Raw genomic sequence first — 18,573 nt, 5'->3', positions numbered from 1 at the left:
CCAGACCCGCAAGAGCTTCGTGGATTCCGTGAAAGGGAAGGCCAAAGAAGTCGCGGGCGCTGTGACGGGCAACGATGCGCTGACTGCCGAAGGTCAGCTCGAACAGACCCAGGCGAAGGAACGCCGCGCCGCGAGCCGCCTCGGGGCCGAGGCGGATGCCGAAGCGTCGCAAGCCCGGGCGGTGGCCGGGGAAGCGCGGCAGGAAGGTGCCCAGGAGCGCTCCGCCGCCGAAGTGCGTGCGGCGGCCGCGAAGACCTCCGTGCGCGCCGAGCAAGCGGCCCAGGAGAGCGCCGCCGACCAGGCCGCTCGCCGTGACGCCGCCCGGGCCCAGACCCATTTCGAAGCCGAAGTGCAGAGCGAAGCGCTACGTGCGCGCGCGGACGAGCGCCACCAGGTGGCGGAGGCCACGGCGGAGTACGAGGACGCCGTCGTCGACTACAGCGAGGACGTCGGCGAAGCCGAGCGCGCCGAGGCCGAAGCCGACCGGTTGCGGCACCGCGCCGAAGGCGCCGACCCGAGCCTGCCCTGACGCGATACAGGAGTTGACGCATGAAGATCACTGACTTTCCCTTTGCGATCCTGAGGTTCCAGTACCGGATCGCCCGGACGCCGCTGCAGCTGGTCGAGGACCGCGTGGTGGCCCGGATGGATCAGGAGGCGCCGGGCCGGCTGATGTACGAGCGGGCACTCGGCGCACTGGACGCGGCAGCCGGAAGCGCGCTGCGCGACGCCGAACTCGAGGAGAGCGGGATCACCCGCATCCAGCGTGCGGCGGCACTGGGCGAAGCGATGCGGCTCGACGAGGTGGCCGAGCTGAAGAAGCGGCAGGCCGAGGATCAGCTGGCCGCCAAGCGGGAAAAGGCTTCCAGCGCACCGCAAAAGGCCCGCCAACAGGCACAGGAACGGGTCGCCGAGGCGCGCGAGGAGGCCGATCGCGGCACGCGGGAGGCGGCGCAGAAGGCAGCGCAACGCAGCGCGGCGGCACAGCGGGACATCGCCGAGTCGGCCGAGCAGAGCGTGGCGGCGGTCGAGAAGGCCAAGCGCAGCGCCCAGAACCGCAGCAAGGCCGCGGAGAAGGTGGTGACCGACGCGGCGGCGGAGCAACTCGACGACGCCGCACAGAAACGACGGGCGGCGACCAGTGTGCGCGCGCACGCCGACCGGATCGAGGACCTGAGTGACAGCGAGAAGGACGAGCGACAAGCGGACTCCTCATGACCGCGCTGCCCCCGGATCCCGACCCCATGGACACCCCCAGCGAGGAGCGCGCTGGGGGTGTCCCCCCGGGGGAGATCTCGCCTCAATCGGCGCAGACCTCCGCCAGTAAGAACGCCGATCTGACCGCCGGTCGCAACCTGAACCCGCGCACGGCCGTCGGTGTCATCGCCGTCGTGCTCTTCGTGGCGATCTTCGCCGTCGTGGCCGTGGTGCTCGTCATTCAGTTCTGGGGCTGAGCGGGACCTCGTACGCTGGGGTGATGGCGACGACGTCGTTGCCGCCGGGGCCCCGGTTGCCGCGGGCCGTCCAGGCGGGGTTGATGTTCACCTGCGGTCCACGCTTCATCGCGGCGTGCCGGCGCCGCTACGGCCCGTCCTTCACGCTGCGGGTGGCGACCATGGGCACCATGGTCTACCTGACCGACCCGGCCGACATCAAGACCGTGTTCGCCGGTGATGCCCGCACTTTCCATGCCGGAGAAGCGAATTCGATTCTCACCGGCCTGCTCGGCGAGTCCTCGGTTCTGGTGGTCGATGAGGACGCTCACCGCGACCGTCGCCGGCTGATGCTCGCGCCGTTCGCCCGCGACGCGGTCGCCGCGCAGGTGCCGCTGATCGCGCAGATCGCCGCCGACAACATCGCAACCTGGCCGGTCGGCCGGACGTTCCCGGTCGCGCCGCGGATGTCGGAGATCACGCTTGAGGTCATCCTGCGCACCGTGATCGGCGCCTCCGACCCGGTGCGGCTGGCCGCGCTGCGGGAGGTCATGCCGCGGGTGCTCAACCTCGGCCCCTGGCAGTCCCTGGCCATCGCCGACCCGGACCTGTTGCGCAGGCGGCCGTGGCGGCGGATGCGCGAGGCGATCGCCGAGGCCGACCGGCTGCTGTACGCCGAGATCGCCGACCATCGCGCCGACCCCGGGCTGGCCGAGCGCTCCGATGCGCTGGCGATGCTGGTGCGCGCCGGCGGGATGTCCGACCAGGAGCTGCGCGATCAACTGATCACGCTGCTGGCCGCCGGTCACGACACCACGGCGACGGGCCTGTCCTGGGCGCTGGAGCGGCTGACCCGCACCCCGCATGTGCTCGCGGAAGCGGTCCGGGCGGCGCGCGACGGCGATGACGACTACCTCGACGCCGTGGTCAGGGAGACGCTGCGGATCCGTCCGGTGGTGTTCGACGTCGGCCGGGTGCTGACCGAGCCCGTGGAGCTCGCGGGTCGCCTGTTACCAGCCGGGGTGATGGCGGTGCCGGGCATGGTGTGGGTGCACACCGACCCGCAGCACTACCCCGATCCGCAGCGGTTCGACCCGCGGCGCATGCTCGGGGCGTCGCTGAGTCCGTCGACCTATCTGCCGTTCGGCGGCGGCAACCGCCGGTGCCTGGGCGCGACCTTCGCGATGGTGGAGTTCCGGGTGGTCCTGGCGGAGATTCTGCGTCGTGTGGAGCTCGAGACGACGACGTCACGCGGTGAACGCCGACGGCTCCGGCACGTCATCTTCGTGCCCCACCGCGGCGCGCGCATCCGGGTGCGGACGCGACGCGCGACGCCCGGGGGCAGTACCGGGGTGTATCGTGGAGCACAGGGTTGTCCCGCCGCCGACGCGATCGAACCGCGCGCAACCACCGCGGGGACTCTCTCAACACACAAGGACGTGCTCATGGAATCGTCTGAACTTTTCTCACATCGTCAGGCACCGCAAGTCGCCGCCCCGTCCTCGTCGTCCGACGAGCCGGTGCAGGCCCCCGTTTTCTCCGATCTGCCGTCGAAGAATCGTCCTGCTGATTCGCCTCATCGGTGAACGGCATACCGCGCGCCCGTCGCGCGTCGAAGCCTGTTCGGGTCACACTCGCGCCCGAACTGGGCGGAGGCATCGACGGGGCGTGGTGGCCACATACCTCCGCGATCGCCGCGGAACTCCCTGATCTCATCGGGGCCCTGCACCGGGCGCTGGGGGAGATCGAGACCATCCAGATCAACTGGTCGGCCACCGAGGGTCAATTGGACCTGGAGACCATCGCCACCGGCTCGCGGATGATGTTGCCCGGCGAGCATCACCGGCGGCCCCGGCTGATGTCGATCGTGGGACGCAACGCCGGAGCGAAATTGCTTGTCGTACCGAGTATGACATCGCAGGCGCTCGGCACGATGGTGTTGCGCACGGCAGCCGGTCTCCCGGCATCCATCGAGACCGAGAACGGCCGTCTCTACGAAACCGCTTGTGTCGTACTGGGTCTCGCTCGCACCGAGAGTGCGAAGTGGTGCCAGCCCACCGGTTCGTGATCTGAAATCGCGCGACCACGTGATACGGTTGCGTCGGGACGCCGAAAACTGGCGTTCTTCCACATGAGAGAAGTTGAAAAAGTATGGCACAGGGAACTGTGAAGTGGTTCAACGGCGACAAGGGCTTCGGCTTCATCGCCCCCGACGGCGGTGCAGAGGACGTTTTCGTCCACTACTCCGCGATCTCCGGCGGCGGCTACCGCTCGCTCGAGGAGAATCAGCGCGTCGAGTTCGACGTCGAGCAAGGTAACAAGGGCCCGCAGGCCGTGAACGTGACGGCCGTCTAAGAGGCACGAGCTTCGATCGTGGGCTGGTGAGGCACACTCACCAGCCCACTTTTCATTTCGGTACTGTTCTCCGGCCAGTCGTCAATCTGGCCAAGGATTCTCGCTGATCAGGCGTATGCTGGGAAAACCGGAGAACAGTTGCACGCGGCACGTCTGAGTTCGCGTCGTCGCCGGGTCGGATTCGGGTCCCCCGCGGGCTCAGGCGGGATCGTCCCAATGACACAGCACACCGACATCGAAGAATCCGATCAACTCCATCAGGGGCCGGAGAGCACGCCCCGACTGCGCCTCAAGCGCAAGGCACCCATCAGTGGCTTCGTCGACGGAGCGTGGTGGCCCCACAGCGACGACCTCAGTGCCGAGCTGCCCGATCTCCTGACTGTTCTCTCGGTACGACTCGGAAACATCGAGCGGGTGCGGTACAACCGCGCCGAATGGGTGAACGCTCCGGCGAAGCTGCGCTTCGCCGATCAGCTTGTCCGGCTCGACGGCTACGACCGGCATCCGGCCGGCACGCTGGGGGTGCAGGGATCCAGGGGTGGTGAGATGCTGCTGTTGGTGATCCCCGCGCACACCGACCCCGACCAGGCACACGCCGCCATGATGGCCACCGCAGCCTCGGAGAACGCATCGAGCATCCGGGCGCTGCTCGCAACCAGAGGCGCCGACTGAACAGCAGCGTCAGAGGCCGCCCATAACTTGAAAGTGAAGGCACGCAACATTTTTCAGCGATTTTCGGACGACGGCACGAGTGGCTGATCATGTCTGCATCACATGCACTGCCGATGTCACGGCCTGTGCGCTTCGGAGTGCTCAGCACCTTGGCGCCCACCCTGTGCGGGGTGGCACGGTTCAGCGCCGGCCTGTCCGACGCGCTGCGCGCGCTCGGTAACGATGTCGACCTCGTTCGCATCGCCGACGATGCGGAGACCGAATCGCCCGACGGCGAGTTGGTCAACGGTTCGGCCGTCTCGGTCGCGGCCTGCGCGGCCCGGCTGAACCGCAGCGACGTCGCGATCATCCAGCACCAGTACGGGCTCTACGGCGGCACCCACGGTGACGAGGTGCTGTCCCTCATCGAGGCCCTGAGCGTGCCGTCCGTCCTCGTCGCACACGAGATCCTGGAGCACCCCCGCCCGCACGAGCGCTGGGTGATGGAACGCATGGTCGCCACGACCGACCGCGTGATCGTGATGTCGGCGGCTGCTCGGACCCGGTTGTGCCGCGACTACGGGGTGGAGCCGCGCAAGGTCGTCCTGATCCCGCACGGCGGGACCGTGTTCTCGGGGCCCCGGCTCAAGCGGCCCAGTCGCCCCACGATCCTGACCTGGGGCATGCTCGCCCCGGGCAAGGGCATCGAGCGGGTGATCGACGTGATGAGCTCCCTGCAGAGCGTTGCGGGCCGTCCGCGGTACGTGGTCGTCGGTCAGACGGATCCGCGGGAGGCGGCCCTGCACGGCGACGCCTACCGCGAGGCGTGCATCGATCGGGCCCGCCGCAACGGTGTCGAGGATTCGGTGTCCTTCGACCCCCGCTCCTACAACCGCGCGTCGCTGACCGCGCTCATCCAGTCGTCGTCGGTGGTGGTGCTTCCCTACGACTCCACCGACCAGGTCTCCTCGGCGATCCTGGTGGAGGCCATCGCCAACGGCAGGCCCGTCGTGGCGACACCGTTCCCGCACGCCGTGGAGCTGCTGTCCGGCGGCGCGGGCATCCTGGTCGATCACGACGACTCCGATGCGCTCGCCTCCGCGCTTCGCCAGATCCTCACCCAGCCGCGGCTGGCGGGCGCGATGGCCGCCGAGGCGCGGCAGCTGGCCCCCGACTTCGCCTGGTCCGCAGTCGGCGGTGCCTACACCACACTGGGTCAACGCCTGGTCGCCGAGCGCGCCGTGGCCGAGATCGACGCATCGTCCGTACCCACCGAGAGGACAGGCCCGTGGCGATAGCCGACGTTGCCGCCTACGCGCATCTGACCGACGCCGACATCGAGTCACTGGGCGCCGAATTCGACGCCATCCGGCGCGATGTCGAAGAGTCGCTCGGTGCCCGCGACGCCGCCTACATCCGGCGCACCATCCTGTTCCAGCGCGCCCTCGACGTCGCCTCGCGACTCGTCATCGGGCTGAGCGGGTCGCGCACCGGGTGGCTGCTCGGCACCGCCTCCCTCGCGTACGCCAAGAGCGTCGAGAACATGGAGATCGGCCACAACGTCGGTCACGGCCAATGGGATTGGATGAACGATCCCGAGATCCACTCCAGCACCTGGGAGTGGGACATGGTCGCGGTCTCGTCGCAGTGGCGGTACTCGCACAACTACCGCCATCACGTCTACACCAACATCATCGGCCACGACCATGACCTCGGCTTCGGCGTCATGCGCGTCACCCGCGACGAACCGTGGCAGCCGGCGCATCTGTTCCAGCCGCTGCGGAATGCGTTGCTGGCCGCGGTCTTCGAATGGGGCATCGCCTTTCAGGGCGTGCACTCCGAGCGTGATCGGCCGGTGTCGGACGGTGTGCGCCGCTCGATGCTGGGTCGCAAGGTGGCCCGGCAGGCGCTGAAGGACTACGTGGTGTTCCCCGCGCTGACGGTCAAGCGTTGGCGCAGAACTCTTCTCGCTGCCGGTGTGGCGAATCTGCTGCGCAACCTGTGGGCCTACGTCGTGATCTTCTGCGGCCACTTTCCCGACGGGGCGGAGAAGTTCACCGCCGACGTGCTCGGTGAGGAGACCCGGGGGGAGTGGTACCTGCGGCAGATCCTCGGCACCGCGAACTTCCGCGCCGGCCGCGTGCTGGCGTTCTCCAGTGGCAACCTCTGCTACCAGATCGAGCACCACTGCTTCCCCGATCTGCCGAGCAATCGGTACGCCGAGATCTCGGTGCGGGTCCGCGAGCTGTGCGCGAAGTACGACCTGCCCTACACCACCGCGTCGCTGCCGCATCAGTACCTGCTGACGCTGCGCACCATCCACAAACTGGCCCTGCCCGATCGGTTCCTGACGGCGACGGCCGACGACGCCCCGGAAACCGCCTCGGAGAAGAAATTCGTTGCGACGGCGGCGGTCCCGGGTGAGCGTCAGGGCGGGCTCCGTTCGGCGCTTCGGGCGCGGCGCACCGCCCAGCGGCGTAGCCTGAGCTTACGAGGCCGGCGTCACGGGGCATGAGCACAATCTCCGCCGTTCCCGCAGAACAGAGGCCAGATCTGATGAGTGATGAACCGCCCGCGCCGGGACACCCCCGCGTCGGGTCGACGGCCTGGTAGGGGTGCTTCGCGAGCAACTCCTCGCAGCCGTCGATGGTCGCCGTGGCGTCGAAGCCGCCGATCGGCTCTGTGAGGCGTGCGTGACCCTGCTCGACGTCGATGCCGCGGCCATCTCGCTGGTTTTCGACGGCGCCTCGACCGGAACGCTGGGATCCAGCGGAAACGACGCACGCGCCCTCGACGAACTCCAGTTCACCGTCGGCGAGGGGCCGTGTCTGGAGTCGGTCTCGCGGTGCGCGCCGGTGATGGTGAGCGACCTGGCCGATCCCGCCGAGCAGCGCTGGCCCGTCTACGGGCGGGCCATGCTCGACCTGCGCATCCGCAGCGTCTATGCGATGCCCGTCGTGGTCGCCGGCGAGTACGTCGGCGCTTTGGACCTCTTCAGCGCTCTGCCCATCCGACTGGCAGGGGAGCAGTTCGCGGGGGCCATCGCCGCCGCCGAGCTCGCCGGTATCCCGGTGCTCGATCTCCTCGACGCTGATCTGCACGCCGCCGTCAGCGACCCGGACAGCACCGCATGGACCGAGCTGAACGCCCTGTCGCGCGCCGAGGTCAGCCAGGCCACCGGCATGCTGGTCGCCCAATTGGGTATCGAACCTGCAGAGGCGCTGTTGCGTCTGCGCGCCCATGCCTACGCAGCCGGCCGGGCCGCCACCGAGGTGGCTCGGGACATCCTCGAACGCCGACTGCGGTTGGAGTGACGGGCGTGGGACAGGCACCTGGATGGAGGCCAACATGACAGACACACCGCGCGAAGAACTCGTGCTCGACGCGGTCAACTCCCTCGTCGACAGTCTGCTCGTCGACTTCGACGTGGTGGACCTCTTGACCGAACTCACCGAACGGTCCGCGCACCTGCTCGACGTGGCCGCGGCGGGATTCTTGCTCGCCGACCCGTTCGACCGGTTGCACCTGCTGGCGGCCACCACCAAACAGGCGCGCGACCTGGAGATCTTCCAGCTCCAGATGGACCAGGGCCCATGCGTCGACTGCTACATGACCGGTGCCCCGGTGTCGGTCGCGCACCTCGATGCTGATGCGGAGGCCCGCTGGCCGCAGTTCGTCCCGGAAGCGGTGGCAGGCGGCTTCGCCTCGGTGCACGCCGTGCCGATGCGCGCGGCCGGGATCGTGCTCGGCGCACTCGGCCTGTTCGGAACCTCTCCGGGAGGACTCGACCACGCCGATCTGCTCGTTGCTCAGACATTGGCGCACATCGCGTGCGTGACGATTCTGCAGGGGCAGGCGCCCACACCATCGACCGTGCTGCCGCAGCTGCGCGCGGCGCTCGCCGGGCGCACGGTCGTGGAGCAGGCCAAGGGTCTTCTCCGGGAGGTCCTGGACGTCTCGGTCGAAGAGGCGTTCACGGTGTTGCGCGGGTACTCGCACGCCAACGGACAGCACCTCACGGACCTGGCCCGCCAGCTGATGAACGACCGCTACTCCCGCCCGGTGTTGATCGCCGAGATCACCCAATTCGCCGATCCCTCAGTGCATTAGGTGTGGTGGCGGGCGCGGGCCCGGCGCACCGCCTCGTCCACCATCCGCTCGGCGAGCGTGACCAGCTTGACGTTGTCCTGCTGACTCATCTGCGTCAGCCGCTCGAACGCCTGCTCGGCGCTCGCGCCCGAACGGCTCCGGATGATGCCGATCGCCTGATCGATCACCGCTCTGCTGCCGAGTGCGCGCTGGAGGCGCTCGGTGCGTGCCTCCGCTGACTGGAGCAGTTGGGCGTGATACACCGACACCGCGGCCGATGCGGCGAACTGGACGCCCAGCATGACGGCGTACTCGCCGAACGCGTCGCGGGCCTTCGCATAGGCGTTGATCGCGCCGATGACCTCACCTTTCACCACCAGCGGCAGGGACAGCGCCGAGTGCACGTCCATCCGGGCCACCCGGCCGCCGAAATGCGGCCACCGTGCGTCGCTGCCCAGGGAGCCGCTCACGGCGACCCGCCCGGACTCCATACACGTCAGGCACGGCCCCTCGCGCAGCTCGTCGTACTGCACCTTGTCGATGGTCTCGACGAAATCCGCTGTCGCCGTTACGGCGCGGACGCTGCACGGGGGGTGCAGCACCGCGGTGCTCGCGCCGTCGACGTTCGGGATCGCGACGGCCGCGAAGTGTGCGACGTCGCCCAACAACTCGGGCACCGAGCGGGCGTCGGCCACCAGTTCGGCCACTCCCCGGAGGCCGGCGAGCATGCCGACGTCGTCTGCGTCGCGTTGCGCAGCAGACGGTTCCAACGGTTCGTCGCGCCCGGGCTGTGCGTCGTAGTCGGCCATCCTGTCTTCCGACGCTACTCGCCTCAGCGGGAGGGGAACAGATGGTGTTTTCGTCAGCTCACCAGCGAGAGAGCGTGCGCGCGCCGCAGTTTGCCCGACGGAGTCTTGGGGATGGTCCCCGGTGCGAGTACCACGACGTTGCGGGGGCGCACGTCGACCTCGGCGAACACCTCGTGGGCGACCGCCCGCTCGACTCGACGCACCTCGGCGTCGTCGCGGAAGTCTTTGCATTCCACAGCAACTGCGAACGTCTCCCGGGAGAGGCCGGCATCGAGGCGGACCGCCACCGCGCAGCCCGGTCGCACACCCTCGACGCGGCCCGCGGCGCGCTCGATGTCGGTCGGGTAGATGTTGCGGCCGGCCATGATGATGACGTCCTTCAGGCGTCCGCACACCACGACCTCGCCGGTCTCGGTGACGTAGCCGAGGTCGCCGGTGTCGTACCAGCCTCGATCATCCTGTGCGGCAAGGAAACCCGCGACAGTGGTGTAACCCTTGGTCACCGGCTCGCCGCGCACCTCGATCACCCCGACGCCGCGGGACGGCAGCTCGCTACCGTCCTCGTCGACGATGCGCAGCTCGAGGCCGTCGAGTGGCTTGCCCAGTGACACCAGCCGGCGGGTGTGACCTTTGACGGCCGGCACCGCGCGGTGCAGGACGGCCAGCAGGTCGGCGTCGATCTCGTCGACCACCATCCCGCCACCGCACTTGGAGAAGGACACCGCCACCGTCGTCTCGGCCATGCCGTACGCCGGGATGATCGCTTCGGGTCGCAGCCCGAACGGTGCACCGGCGTCACACAGATCCTCGACGTCGAGGGGATCGACCTGTTCGGCGCCCGAGAGCGCCCACCGCAGCGACGAGAGGTCGAACGCGCCGGGGGCGGCCTGGCGGCGCAGGCGCTTGGCGAGCAGGTTGTAGGCGAAGTTCGGCGCGGCGGTCATGGTGCCGCGATACTTGTCGATCAGCTTGGGCCACAACAGGATATCGCCCAGGAAATCCATCGGCGTGATCTTCACCAGTTCGGCGCCGTAGTACATCGGCACCGTCAGATAGCCGGTCATGCCCATGTCGTGGAAGCACGGCAACCAGCTGACGATCACGTCGGTGTCGACGTCGAAGTCGCAGCCGACCGTCATCGCGGTGGCGTTGGCGACGATGTTGGCGTGGGTGATCTGCACGGCCTTGGGAGACCCGGTCGACCCGGAGGTCAGCTGCATCAGCGCGACGGTGTCGTCTGAGGTTTCGATCGGATCGGTCGGTGCGCAGCCCAGCAGCCCCTCGATGGTCAGCACCGTCATGCCCAGCGACTCCAGCACGGGGGCGGCGGCCATGAACGGATCGGAGATCACCACGGCGCGCGCCGCGATCATGGTGACCACCGCGGTGGTCTCCTCGGCCCAGCGCACCAGGTCGGTACGCGGCGTGGGCTGGTGGAGCATGGTCAAGCTCGCGCCGCGCATCCAGATGCCCTGGGCCGTGGGTGCGATCTCCACGGGGGCGCCCGCGAGGACCGCGACGGCGTCGCCGGGCCCGATGCCCGCGGCGGCGAGTCCGCCGGCCACCCGGCGGGCACGTTCGTGCACCTCTGCCCAGGTATGGCGGACGGGGGCGTGCGGTTCGCCGGTGTTCAGTCCCTTGGTGCTGGTGCGGGCGTTGGCGTACATGGTGTCGGTGAAAAAGCTCATGACAGGCCCCTAAAGCTTCAGGTCTGCGAAGGACGATGAAGGTGTGTTCGGTCGGCCGGCCCGGCGTTGTCGCTCTGGGCCGCTACTCGTGCGGGGTGTCGCTGGAATTCGACCACCGCCGACCAGGATCGGGCGGCGGTAACGCGTGACCTCCTTGGGGTCACCCCAGACGGTCCCCGGTCCGGTCGGAACGCGGGGAAGCATGTCAGACGGACCGACTGTACCGACACGAACCTCGATCAACGGCAAAGCACGCCGAAAGAGACGTACGTCGCAGTAGCTGTGTCTCAACCGTGATCCCTCGGGCGCCGACATCCATGACAGGTCGGCTGACGTCGAGTCCGAGACTCGGCGGGGATCAGATCGCCGCCGCGACGTTTCCGGGAGGCTGAGGAATCAACCTGGGCCTACCTTACCGTGCCACGTTCGCACCTCCGATGATTTGCCGGTGGCGTCGACCGGCGGCTGATTTCGGTGGTCTTCGCCGGAATCGACGGCGGTATCCGGCGCGATCGGTCGAACCCGCCACGGACATCGGACCCGACCGGTATCTATGGAGCCCATGGGTGCGGGGTCTTTCGTGGGTCGTGTCGGCGGGTTGGCGGTAGCACTCGGGATCGGAGCCGCGATCGTCGCGGGCGCCGGGGTCGCGGTCGCGGACGACGGGGGTTCCTCGTCGGACACGTCATCGACGTCGGTGTCTTCCGGATCGTCGACGACGACCGACACCGTCTCCGCCCCGGCCAGGACCGCGCCGACCAGGACCGCGGCGGAGAAGACGGACGACGGCACGCCGGATGCGGGCACCAGGCCCGCCCGCAAACGGCACAAGCTCTCGTTCGACAAGCCCGCCGCGAAGGCCGACAAGGCCGACTCCGACAAGGCTGAGAAAGCCCCGAAGGCGGAGCCCGACGAACCGGCCGCCGCACCCGAACCCGTCGCCGCCCCCGAGCCGGCCGCCGAGGAGAAGCCCACCGCCGTCGTCGAGAAGCCGTCGGCCGAGACGGAGCCGGCGGCCGTCGAGGTCGAGCAGGACGAACCGGACACGCCGGTCCGCGCCACGACCACGCTGTTCCAACGCCTCGCCGCCAAGCATGCGGACGCCGACACCGATGAGGATCCCGCGCTGCCGGCGCTGGCCTCACTGGTGATGTCGGTGGTGACCGCGGGCCGCGAGGCCACCAACGAGACACCGACCAGCGTCGGTGACGTGACCACCACCAGCCGCCCGGACGGGTACCCGATCCCCACCGGGGTGACGGTCGAGGAGGTGCATCCGCCGCTGCTGTGGCTGCAGAACATCCCGGTGGTGGGCACGTTCATCGTCACGCCGATCGTCTCTGCGCTGCATGCGATTCCGTTGGTCGGCGACTTCCTGCAACCGATCATCGGCTTCCCGATCGACCACTTCGCGCCGCCCGGCACGCCGCAGGCGAAGAGCTACCGGGTGACGTCGTTCGACGGCACCGAGATCTTCGTGAACTTCATGCCCTCGCTGGTCTACGACGAGAACGGCCAGGCGCCGACCGTGCTCGACGGGCCCGGCCTCGGACTGCCGGGGCCGACGACGCTGAATCTGCGCTACGACAGCCTGCTTCCGCACGACGTCATCGGCATCGGGCTGCTGCGCGAGCAGGGGTACAACGTGGTGTCGTGGGATCCGCGCGGCGAGTGGCGCTCCGGCGGACGCATGCAGCTGCAGTCACCCGACTTCGAGGGCCGCGACATCTCCAGCATCATCAGCTGGCTGGCCACCCGGCCCGACGTCGCGCTCGACGGCATCAACGACCCGAAGATCGGGATGGTCGGGGCGTCGTACGGCGGCGGCATCCAATTGGCCTCGGCTGTCTACGATCACCGGATCGACGCGATCGTCCCGACGATCGCGTGGAACAGCCTGACCGATGTGCTGTTCCCGCGGGAGGCGGTCCGCAGCGGCTGGGCCACCCTGCTGTCGTCGGTACTGGTGCTCACGCTGTCCCGGCCGAACGAGCGGATCCTGCCGGCGGCGATCCGCGGCATCCTGTTCGGCACGGTCGACCCGGCCGACGTCGATCTGCTCAACGACCGCGGCTATGCCGATCGGCTCGGTCTCATCACCACGCCCACGCTGCTGTTCCAGGGCACCGTGGACACGCTCTTCACGCTGAATCAGGCCGATGCGAACGCCAAGGCGCTCATCGCGGCCGGAACGACGACCAAGGTGGTCTGGTACTGCGGCGGGCACGGCGCCTGCGTGAGCACCCGCAATGACGGGCAGCTCGTCATCGACCGCACGCTGGCGTGGCTGGACCACTACGTGAAGGACGACGCGACCGCCGACACCGGACCGCAGTTCGAGTGGACCGACCAGAACGGCGAGTGGTACTCGTCGGATACCTACCCCGTCGCGACCACGGGCACACCGCTGACCGGTGAGCGCACCGACCCGAAGACCATCCCGTTCGTGCCGTTCATCGGCGGCTCGGGTCCGCAGCCGCGGGTCATCTTCAGCGGACTGCTCGGCATCGTGCTCGGATTGCCCTCTGCCGCACCGGCACTCAACGCGGTGAATCTCGAGGTGCCCGCCGCGACGGAGGTGACGCACATCGTCGGGGCGCCGGAGCTGACGCTGACCTACTCGGGCACCGGAACCGCCACGCACGTCTACGCGCAGATCGTCGACGACAAGACGCGGCTGGTGCTCGGCAACCAGGCGACACCGATCCCGGTCGTGCTCGACGGGCAGACGCACACCGTGACCTACTCGCTGGAGCAGGTCGCGCACACGCTGCAGCCGGGGCAGTCGGTGACCGTGCAGATCGTCACCTCGACGATCGACTTCCTGAACTTCTACTCGTGGGGCCGGATCGACGTCGAGGGAATGTCGGTGTCGTTGCCGACGCTGGCCGCCAACGCGGTGCAGGAGACCGTCGCGGCCTGAGGAAGGGCGACTCTTCTGGGCCCTCTGCGCGAGATTGCCTCCAGGGTCGGACGACCATGGCGGCAATCTCGGTTCGAGGGCGCAGAAGAGGTGCCTGGCTCACATTTCGCCCGAAACACCGCCCGGCCCGGCGTCCCGGCGCTAAAGAAGACACATGGCACCCCGCACGCTGGATGACATCCGCCAGGCCACCGAACACTGTTACGCCGCGATGGAAGCCCTGTCCGAGGGCCTGAGCGACGCCGATTGGCAGGCGCAGTCGCTGTGCCCCGACTGGACGGTGCGCCAAGTGTTCGACCACGTGGTCAGCATCGAGGCCGTACTGGCCGGCTGGTGGCCCGACACCGTCGAGCAGCTGCCCCCGTTCGAGCGGGCCGCCGAATTCGTCGCCGACCCCACCCCGTACCCCGACAAGATGCGGGGGGTCTTCGACCTGCGCCGGCGTGATCTGGCGTCGATGACCCCCGAGGACCTCGACCGGCCGTCCTGGATGCCCGTCGGCCCCGGCACGCTCGGCCGGTTCCTGGCGATCCGCGTCTTCGACATCTGGGTCCACGAACGCGACGTCACCACCGCGCTGGGCCGCGCCACCGACGACGACGGCATCGCCGCCGAACTGGTACTCGACCAGGTCGAGAACTCCATCGGCTACATCGTCGGCAAGAAGATCGGCCTGCCCGACGGCAGGAGTATCACGTTCGACCTGACCGGGCCGGTCACCCGGCAGCTGCACGTGCGCGTCGACGGCAAAGCGAAAAAGGTCGACCAGCTCGACGACCCGGACGTCGTCGTCACCACCGACTCGACGACGTTCATCCAGCTCGCGTCGGGCCGGATCGACCCACAGGCCCAGATCGACGCCGGCACGATCACCTGGAAGGGCGACGACGCGCTCGGCGATCGCGCCGCCCGCACGCTGAGGTTCACGATGTGACGAACCGACCCGACTCCGTCGACTTCCACTTCGACGTCATGTGCCCGTACGCGTATCAGACGTCGCGGTGGATCCGCGAGGTGCGCGACCAGACCGGCCTCACCGTGAACTGGCGGTTCTTCAGCCTCGAGGAGATCAACCGCCAGGAGGGCAAGAAGCACCCGTGGGAGCGGGAGTGGTCCTACGGCTGGTCGATGATGCGGATCGGCGCGCTGCTGCGCCGCCGGTCGATGGCCGACGTCGACGCCTGGTACGAGCGGGCGGCGCGGGCGCTGCACGTCGAGGGCCACAAGCCGCACGACAGGGCGGTCGCCGAGCACCTGCTCGAGGAACTCGGCTTCGACCCGGGCCTGGTCGACGAGGCGATCGCCGATCCGACCACCGGCGATGAGGTGATGGCCGACCACCAGCGCGTCGTCGACGCCGACGGCTACGGGGTGCCGACACTGTTCTTTCCCGACGGGCAGTGCCTGTTCGGGCCGGTGCTGATCGACCCGCCGACGGGTGAGGCGGCGCTGCGGCTGTGGGACGCGGTGGTCGCGTGGACGGAGTTCCCGCACCTCTACGAACTGCAGCGGCCGAAGACGCCCGCCGACCAGCAGGCGATCGCCGAGACGTTCCGCCCGTACCTGGAGGCCCGCGACTGGGTGTCGATCAACCGCGGCACGGTCGTCTCGTTCACCCCGCCGGGAGTTTGACGCCGCCGTCGAAGGGGGTACGTCGGACGGGTGGAACGGCTGGGTGGTCTGGACGCGGGTCTTCTGTACAGCGAGTCGGCCACCGTTCCCCTGCACGTGTGCTCGGTCGTCATGGTCGACACGTCGACGGTGCCGGGCGGCTTCACCTTCGAACGGTTCCACCACGACATCGGCGAGCGGATCCAGGCGCTGCCCGAACTGCGCGCCAAGCTCGGCGACAGCCAACTCAACCTGGACCATCCGGTGTGGGTGCCGGACAAGGCGTTCGACCTCGACCGGCATCTGAACCGCATCGGGGTGCCGTCGCCCGGCGGCCGCAAGGAGCTCGCCGAGGTGTGCGGGCACATCGCGTCGGTGCCGCTGGACCGCAGCAAGCCGCTGTGGGAGATGTGGGTGATCGAGGGCGTCGACGGCGCCGCGCTGGACGACGGCGGCCCGCTCGCGTTGATGATCAAGGTGCACCACGCCGCGGTCGACGGCGTGTCCGCGGCGAACCTCCTGGAGACGCTGTGCGATGTGGAGCCCGACGCGCCGCCGCCGGCTCCCGTCGACGGTCCCGATGACGCGCCGCCGTGGGTGATCGCGGCCGACGGTCTCGTGCGGTTCGTGACCCGGCCCTGGCAGCTCACCCGGGTGGTCCCGGAGACCGCGGCGATGGTCGCGAAGACCGTCAACCGGGCGGTGACGGGCACCGCGATGGCCGCGCCGTTCTCGGCGCCGAGGACGCGGTTCAACGACGAACTGACCTCGGAGCGCTCGATCGCGCTGGTGCAGCTCGATCTGGCCGACGTCAAGAAGGTCAAGAACGCGTGCGGCGTCAAGGTGAACGACGTGGTGATGGCGCTGTGCGCGGGCGCGCTACGCGGCTATCTGTCCGACCGCGACGAGCTGCCCGCCAAACCGCTGATCGCGGTGGTGCCGGCGTCGGTGCACGGCGAGTCGACGCGGCCGGGCCGCAACCAGCTCTCCGGCATGTTCAGCAACCTGCACACCGACGTCGCCGATGCGGTCGAGCGGCTGCACGCGATCGCCAGGTCGAACACGCGCGCCAAAGAACACAGCGGATCGCTGGGGCCGACGCTGCTCATCGACCTGGCGCAGCTGCTGTCGCGGGGGATGTACGGCTGGCTGCTGGGTGTGATGTCCCGCACGCCGTTGACACGCACGGCGATCCACAACGTGGTGATCTCCAACGTGGCCGGCCCGCCGACGACGCTGTACAGCTGCGGTGCCGAGGTGAGCGCGCTGTATCCGCTGGGCCCGATCTTCCACGGCTCCGGGCTGAACATCACGGTGATGTCGGTGGCCGACCGCCTCAACGTCGGCATAATCTCGTGCCCGCAACTGGTCGACGACCTGTGGGATCTGGCCGATCGCTTCGACGCCGAGCTGGGCGAATTGCTGCGCGGTTGCTGACCGGCGTTAGGGAGCCGCTCGGAGCGGGAAGCCTTGCGGCGTGCCCGGCGACGAACGGAAAGGATTACCTGATGAGCTCCCCGAAGGTCGGCACGCGGTTCGGACCCTACGAGCTGCAGTCGGTGATCGGGGTCGGGGGAATGGGCGAGGTGTACCGCGCCTATGACACCGCGCGCGAGCGCATGGTGGCGATCAAGCTGCTGCGGCCCGAGATGGTCGCCGACCCCTCCTTCCAGGAGCGGTTCCGGCGGGAGTCGCGGGTGGCGGCGAGGCTGCAGGAACCGCACGTCATCCCGGTGCACGACTTCGGCGAGATCGACGGCGTGCTCTACATCGACATGCGCCTGGTGGAGGGTGCGAGCCTCAAGCAGGTGCTGCGCACCGACGGCGCGCTGCAGCCGCGCCGGGCGGTGGCGATCATCCGGCAGGTCGCCGCGGCGCTCGACGCCGCGCACGCCAACGGTCTGGTCCACCGCGACATCAAGCCCGAGAACGTGCTGCTGACGCCTGACGACTTCGCCTATCTCGTCGACTTCGGAATCGCGCACGGCGGCGGCGAGGCGACCGTGACGTCGACGGGGCTGGTGGTCGGGTCGTGCGCCTACATGGCGCCGGAGCGGTTCAGCGGTGATCGCGGTGGGCCGGCGTCGGACGTGTACTCGCTGGCGTGCCTGCTCTACGAGACCTTGACGGGCCGGGCCCCGTTCGAGGCGGCCGACGTGCGCCAGGTGATGAGCGCGCACATGTTCTCGGCGCCGCCGCGGCCGAGCATCATGCGGCGCGGCATCACCCGCGCGTTCGACGACGTCGTCGCCCGCGGCATGGCGAAGGCCCCGGCCGACCGGTACACCTCGGCCGGGGACCTGGCCCGCGCGGCGGGTGCGGCGGCCGAACGCGCGCCCAGCGCGGCGCCGGTCGCCCCGGCAGCGCCACCGCCGTCGACGCGGCAGTTCTCCGCGGCCTATCCGACCCCGCCGCCGTACGCGCCGGCACCGCCCCCGCGTCCGCAGCGACCCGCCCGGCGGTTCAGTCAGGGCCAGGTGGCGTTGATGGTGGCGACGATCGTGTTGCTGACCGCCGCGGTGGTGCTGGCGCTGGTGCTGGCGTTCAGCGGCGGCGACAGCGGCACCGCGCCGACGTCGCGGCTCGCCGCACCGCCACCAACGTCGTCGTCCGCGGACACCTCGACGTCCACCGAGGAGACGACCACGTCGACGACGACCACCACCTCGACGGCGAGCGGTAAGCCGATCAAGGGGGTGTCGGGCACGGATTCCCAAGGCTTCGTGGGACATTCGGCGCGCTGCGACGAAGGCAGCAAGCCTGCGGCGGCGATCCGCACGTCGCTGTCGCTGGCGGTGGTGTGCAAGTCCGGCGACAGCTACTACTACCGGGGCGAGCGGCTGAGCGACGGCGCGAGCCTCGAACTGCAGAACGCGCAGCGTTCGGGTGGCGGCTTCACCGTGTCGAACCCCGCCGACGGCACCCGCTACGACGTGCAGCCGAATCAGTTGACGATTTCCAGCAGCCGGAGTGTCGATCCGGAGCCGGCTTTGGAGTACGGTTCGGGCTGACAC

At 69.1% G+C, this 18,573-nt stretch carries 17 protein-coding genes and 1 pseudogene; 16 read left to right on the top strand and 2 right to left on the bottom strand.

The annotated features are described in order from the left end of the window. From MCHLDSM_RS04050 to MCHLDSM_RS04000, 11 genes and pseudogenes are all read left to right on the top strand, one after another. The coding region (locus tag MCHLDSM_RS04050) for a CsbD family protein (protein ID WP_048469012.1) at positions 1 to 529 on the top strand (529 nt) is incomplete at its 5' end. Between the two features lie 20 nt (positions 530 to 549). After that, complete coding sequence (locus MCHLDSM_RS04045) at positions 550 to 1,218, top strand: hypothetical protein (protein WP_048468978.1); 669 nt, start codon at positions 550 to 552, stop codon at positions 1,216 to 1,218. Beyond that, positions 1,215 to 1,454, top strand: a complete 240-nt coding sequence (locus MCHLDSM_RS04040) for a DUF6480 family protein (RefSeq protein ID WP_048468977.1) — start codon at positions 1,215 to 1,217, stop codon at positions 1,452 to 1,454. The genes MCHLDSM_RS04045 and MCHLDSM_RS04040 overlap by 4 nt, the downstream gene beginning before the upstream one ends. Continuing rightward, positions 1,451 to 2,818: pseudogene (locus MCHLDSM_RS04035) on the top strand (cytochrome P450); the annotation flags it as partial. The gene MCHLDSM_RS04040 and the pseudogene MCHLDSM_RS04035, both read left to right, overlap by 4 nt. A 197-nt stretch (positions 2,819 to 3,015) precedes the next feature. Continuing rightward, positions 3,016 to 3,501 (top strand): DUF5994 family protein, encoded by a 486-nt coding sequence (locus MCHLDSM_RS04030; RefSeq protein WP_048468976.1) that lies wholly within the window; start codon positions 3,016 to 3,018, stop codon positions 3,499 to 3,501. Positions 3,502 to 3,584: 83 nt separating this feature from the next. Then, positions 3,585 to 3,788 carry a cold-shock protein gene (locus MCHLDSM_RS04025; protein ID WP_048417088.1) on the top strand — a complete coding sequence of 68 codons (204 nt, stop codon included), beginning with the start codon at positions 3,585 to 3,587 and terminating at the stop codon, positions 3,786 to 3,788. A gap of 216 nt (positions 3,789 to 4,004) precedes the next feature. Continuing rightward, positions 4,005 to 4,460, top strand: a complete 456-nt coding sequence (locus MCHLDSM_RS04020; RefSeq protein ID WP_048468975.1) for a DUF5994 family protein — start codon at positions 4,005 to 4,007, stop codon at positions 4,458 to 4,460. Positions 4,461 to 4,630: 170 nt separating this feature from the next. Beyond that, positions 4,631 to 5,737, top strand: coding sequence for a glycosyltransferase (locus MCHLDSM_RS04015; protein ID WP_322788654.1), 1,107 nt, complete (start codon positions 4,631 to 4,633; stop codon positions 5,735 to 5,737). Then, complete coding sequence (locus MCHLDSM_RS04010) at positions 5,728 to 6,954, top strand: fatty acid desaturase family protein (RefSeq protein WP_048468973.1); 1,227 nt, start codon at positions 5,728 to 5,730, stop codon at positions 6,952 to 6,954. The genes MCHLDSM_RS04015 and MCHLDSM_RS04010 overlap by 10 nt, the downstream gene beginning before the upstream one ends. Positions 6,955 to 7,054: 100 nt before the next feature. Further along, complete coding sequence (locus MCHLDSM_RS04005) at positions 7,055 to 7,753, top strand: GAF and ANTAR domain-containing protein (protein WP_048468972.1); 699 nt, start codon at positions 7,055 to 7,057, stop codon at positions 7,751 to 7,753. 34 nt (positions 7,754 to 7,787) lie between these two features. After that, a complete protein-coding gene (locus MCHLDSM_RS04000) occupies positions 7,788 to 8,549 on the top strand; it encodes a GAF and ANTAR domain-containing protein (RefSeq protein WP_048469010.1) in 762 nt (253 codons plus the stop codon). Here MCHLDSM_RS04000 and MCHLDSM_RS03995 read toward each other — a convergent pair. Beyond that, positions 8,546 to 9,337: a GAF and ANTAR domain-containing protein gene (locus MCHLDSM_RS03995; RefSeq protein WP_048468971.1), complete on the bottom strand. Its 792-nt coding sequence runs from the start codon at positions 9,335 to 9,337 to the stop codon at positions 8,546 to 8,548. The genes MCHLDSM_RS04000 and MCHLDSM_RS03995 overlap by 4 nt on opposite strands. Before the next feature lie 53 nt (positions 9,338 to 9,390). Beyond that, positions 9,391 to 11,025 carry a fatty acyl-AMP ligase gene (locus tag MCHLDSM_RS03990; protein ID WP_048468970.1) on the bottom strand — a complete coding sequence of 545 codons (1,635 nt, stop codon included), beginning with the start codon at positions 11,023 to 11,025 and terminating at the stop codon, positions 9,391 to 9,393. Positions 11,026 to 11,587: 562 nt separating this feature from the next. On the opposite strand from MCHLDSM_RS03990, the gene MCHLDSM_RS03985 reads away from it, so the two are divergent. The 5 genes from MCHLDSM_RS03985 (at position 11,588) to MCHLDSM_RS03965 (ending at position 18,570) form a co-directional block, all read left to right on the top strand. Continuing rightward, positions 11,588 to 13,948 carry a S15 peptidase family protein gene (locus tag MCHLDSM_RS03985; RefSeq protein ID WP_048469009.1) on the top strand — a complete coding sequence of 787 codons (2,361 nt, stop codon included), beginning with the start codon at positions 11,588 to 11,590 and terminating at the stop codon, positions 13,946 to 13,948. A 154-nt stretch (positions 13,949 to 14,102) separates the two neighbouring features. Further along, positions 14,103 to 14,882 carry a maleylpyruvate isomerase family mycothiol-dependent enzyme gene (locus tag MCHLDSM_RS03980; RefSeq protein ID WP_048468969.1) on the top strand — a complete coding sequence of 260 codons (780 nt, stop codon included), beginning with the start codon at positions 14,103 to 14,105 and terminating at the stop codon, positions 14,880 to 14,882. Then, entirely contained in the window at positions 14,879 to 15,580 is a 702-nt protein-coding gene (locus MCHLDSM_RS03975) for a mycothiol-dependent nitroreductase Rv2466c family protein (protein WP_048468968.1), read from the top strand. The genes MCHLDSM_RS03980 and MCHLDSM_RS03975 overlap by 4 nt, the downstream gene beginning before the upstream one ends. Positions 15,581 to 15,610: 30 nt before the next feature. Continuing rightward, complete coding sequence (locus MCHLDSM_RS03970; protein ID WP_048468967.1) at positions 15,611 to 16,996, top strand: WS/DGAT/MGAT family O-acyltransferase; 1,386 nt, start codon at positions 15,611 to 15,613, stop codon at positions 16,994 to 16,996. 71 nt (positions 16,997 to 17,067) lie between these two features. Further along, positions 17,068 to 18,570: a serine/threonine-protein kinase gene (locus MCHLDSM_RS03965; protein ID WP_048468966.1), complete on the top strand. Its 1,503-nt coding sequence runs from the start codon at positions 17,068 to 17,070 to the stop codon at positions 18,568 to 18,570. Positions 18,571 to 18,573: the final 3 nt, after the last annotated feature.

The organism is Mycolicibacterium chlorophenolicum (genome assembly GCF_001044235.1).
GTDB lineage: Bacteria > Actinomycetota > Actinomycetes > Mycobacteriales > Mycobacteriaceae > Mycobacterium > Mycobacterium chlorophenolicum.
Note: the sequence above shows the minus strand (reverse complement) of the source record. Positions and strands in the feature narration are given on the sequence as shown.

Excerpts from the sequence above, each read along its gene's own strand:
- MCHLDSM_RS04045 (WP_048468978.1), top strand. The coding sequence starts at position 550 with ATGAAGATCACTGACTTTCCCTTTGCGATCCTGAGGTTCCAGTACCGG.
- MCHLDSM_RS04040 (WP_048468977.1), top strand. The coding sequence starts at position 1,215 with ATGACCGCGCTGCCCCCGGATCCCGACCCCATGGACACCCCCAGCGAG.
- MCHLDSM_RS04025 (WP_048417088.1), top strand. The coding sequence starts at position 3,585 with ATGGCACAGGGAACTGTGAAGTGGTTCAACGGCGACAAGGGCTTCGGC.
- MCHLDSM_RS04020 (WP_048468975.1), top strand. The coding sequence starts at position 4,005 with ATGACACAGCACACCGACATCGAAGAATCCGATCAACTCCATCAGGGG.
- MCHLDSM_RS04000 (WP_048469010.1), top strand. The coding sequence starts at position 7,788 with ATGACAGACACACCGCGCGAAGAACTCGTGCTCGACGCGGTCAACTCC.
- MCHLDSM_RS03995 (WP_048468971.1), bottom strand. The coding sequence starts at position 9,337 with ATGGCCGACTACGACGCACAGCCCGGGCGCGACGAACCGTTGGAACCG.
- MCHLDSM_RS03990 (WP_048468970.1), bottom strand. The coding sequence starts at position 11,025 with ATGAGCTTTTTCACCGACACCATGTACGCCAACGCCCGCACCAGCACC.
- MCHLDSM_RS03985 (WP_048469009.1), top strand. The coding sequence starts at position 11,588 with ATGGGTGCGGGGTCTTTCGTGGGTCGTGTCGGCGGGTTGGCGGTAGCA.
- MCHLDSM_RS03980 (WP_048468969.1), top strand. The coding sequence starts at position 14,103 with ATGGCACCCCGCACGCTGGATGACATCCGCCAGGCCACCGAACACTGT.
- MCHLDSM_RS03965 (WP_048468966.1), top strand. The coding sequence starts at position 17,068 with ATGAGCTCCCCGAAGGTCGGCACGCGGTTCGGACCCTACGAGCTGCAG.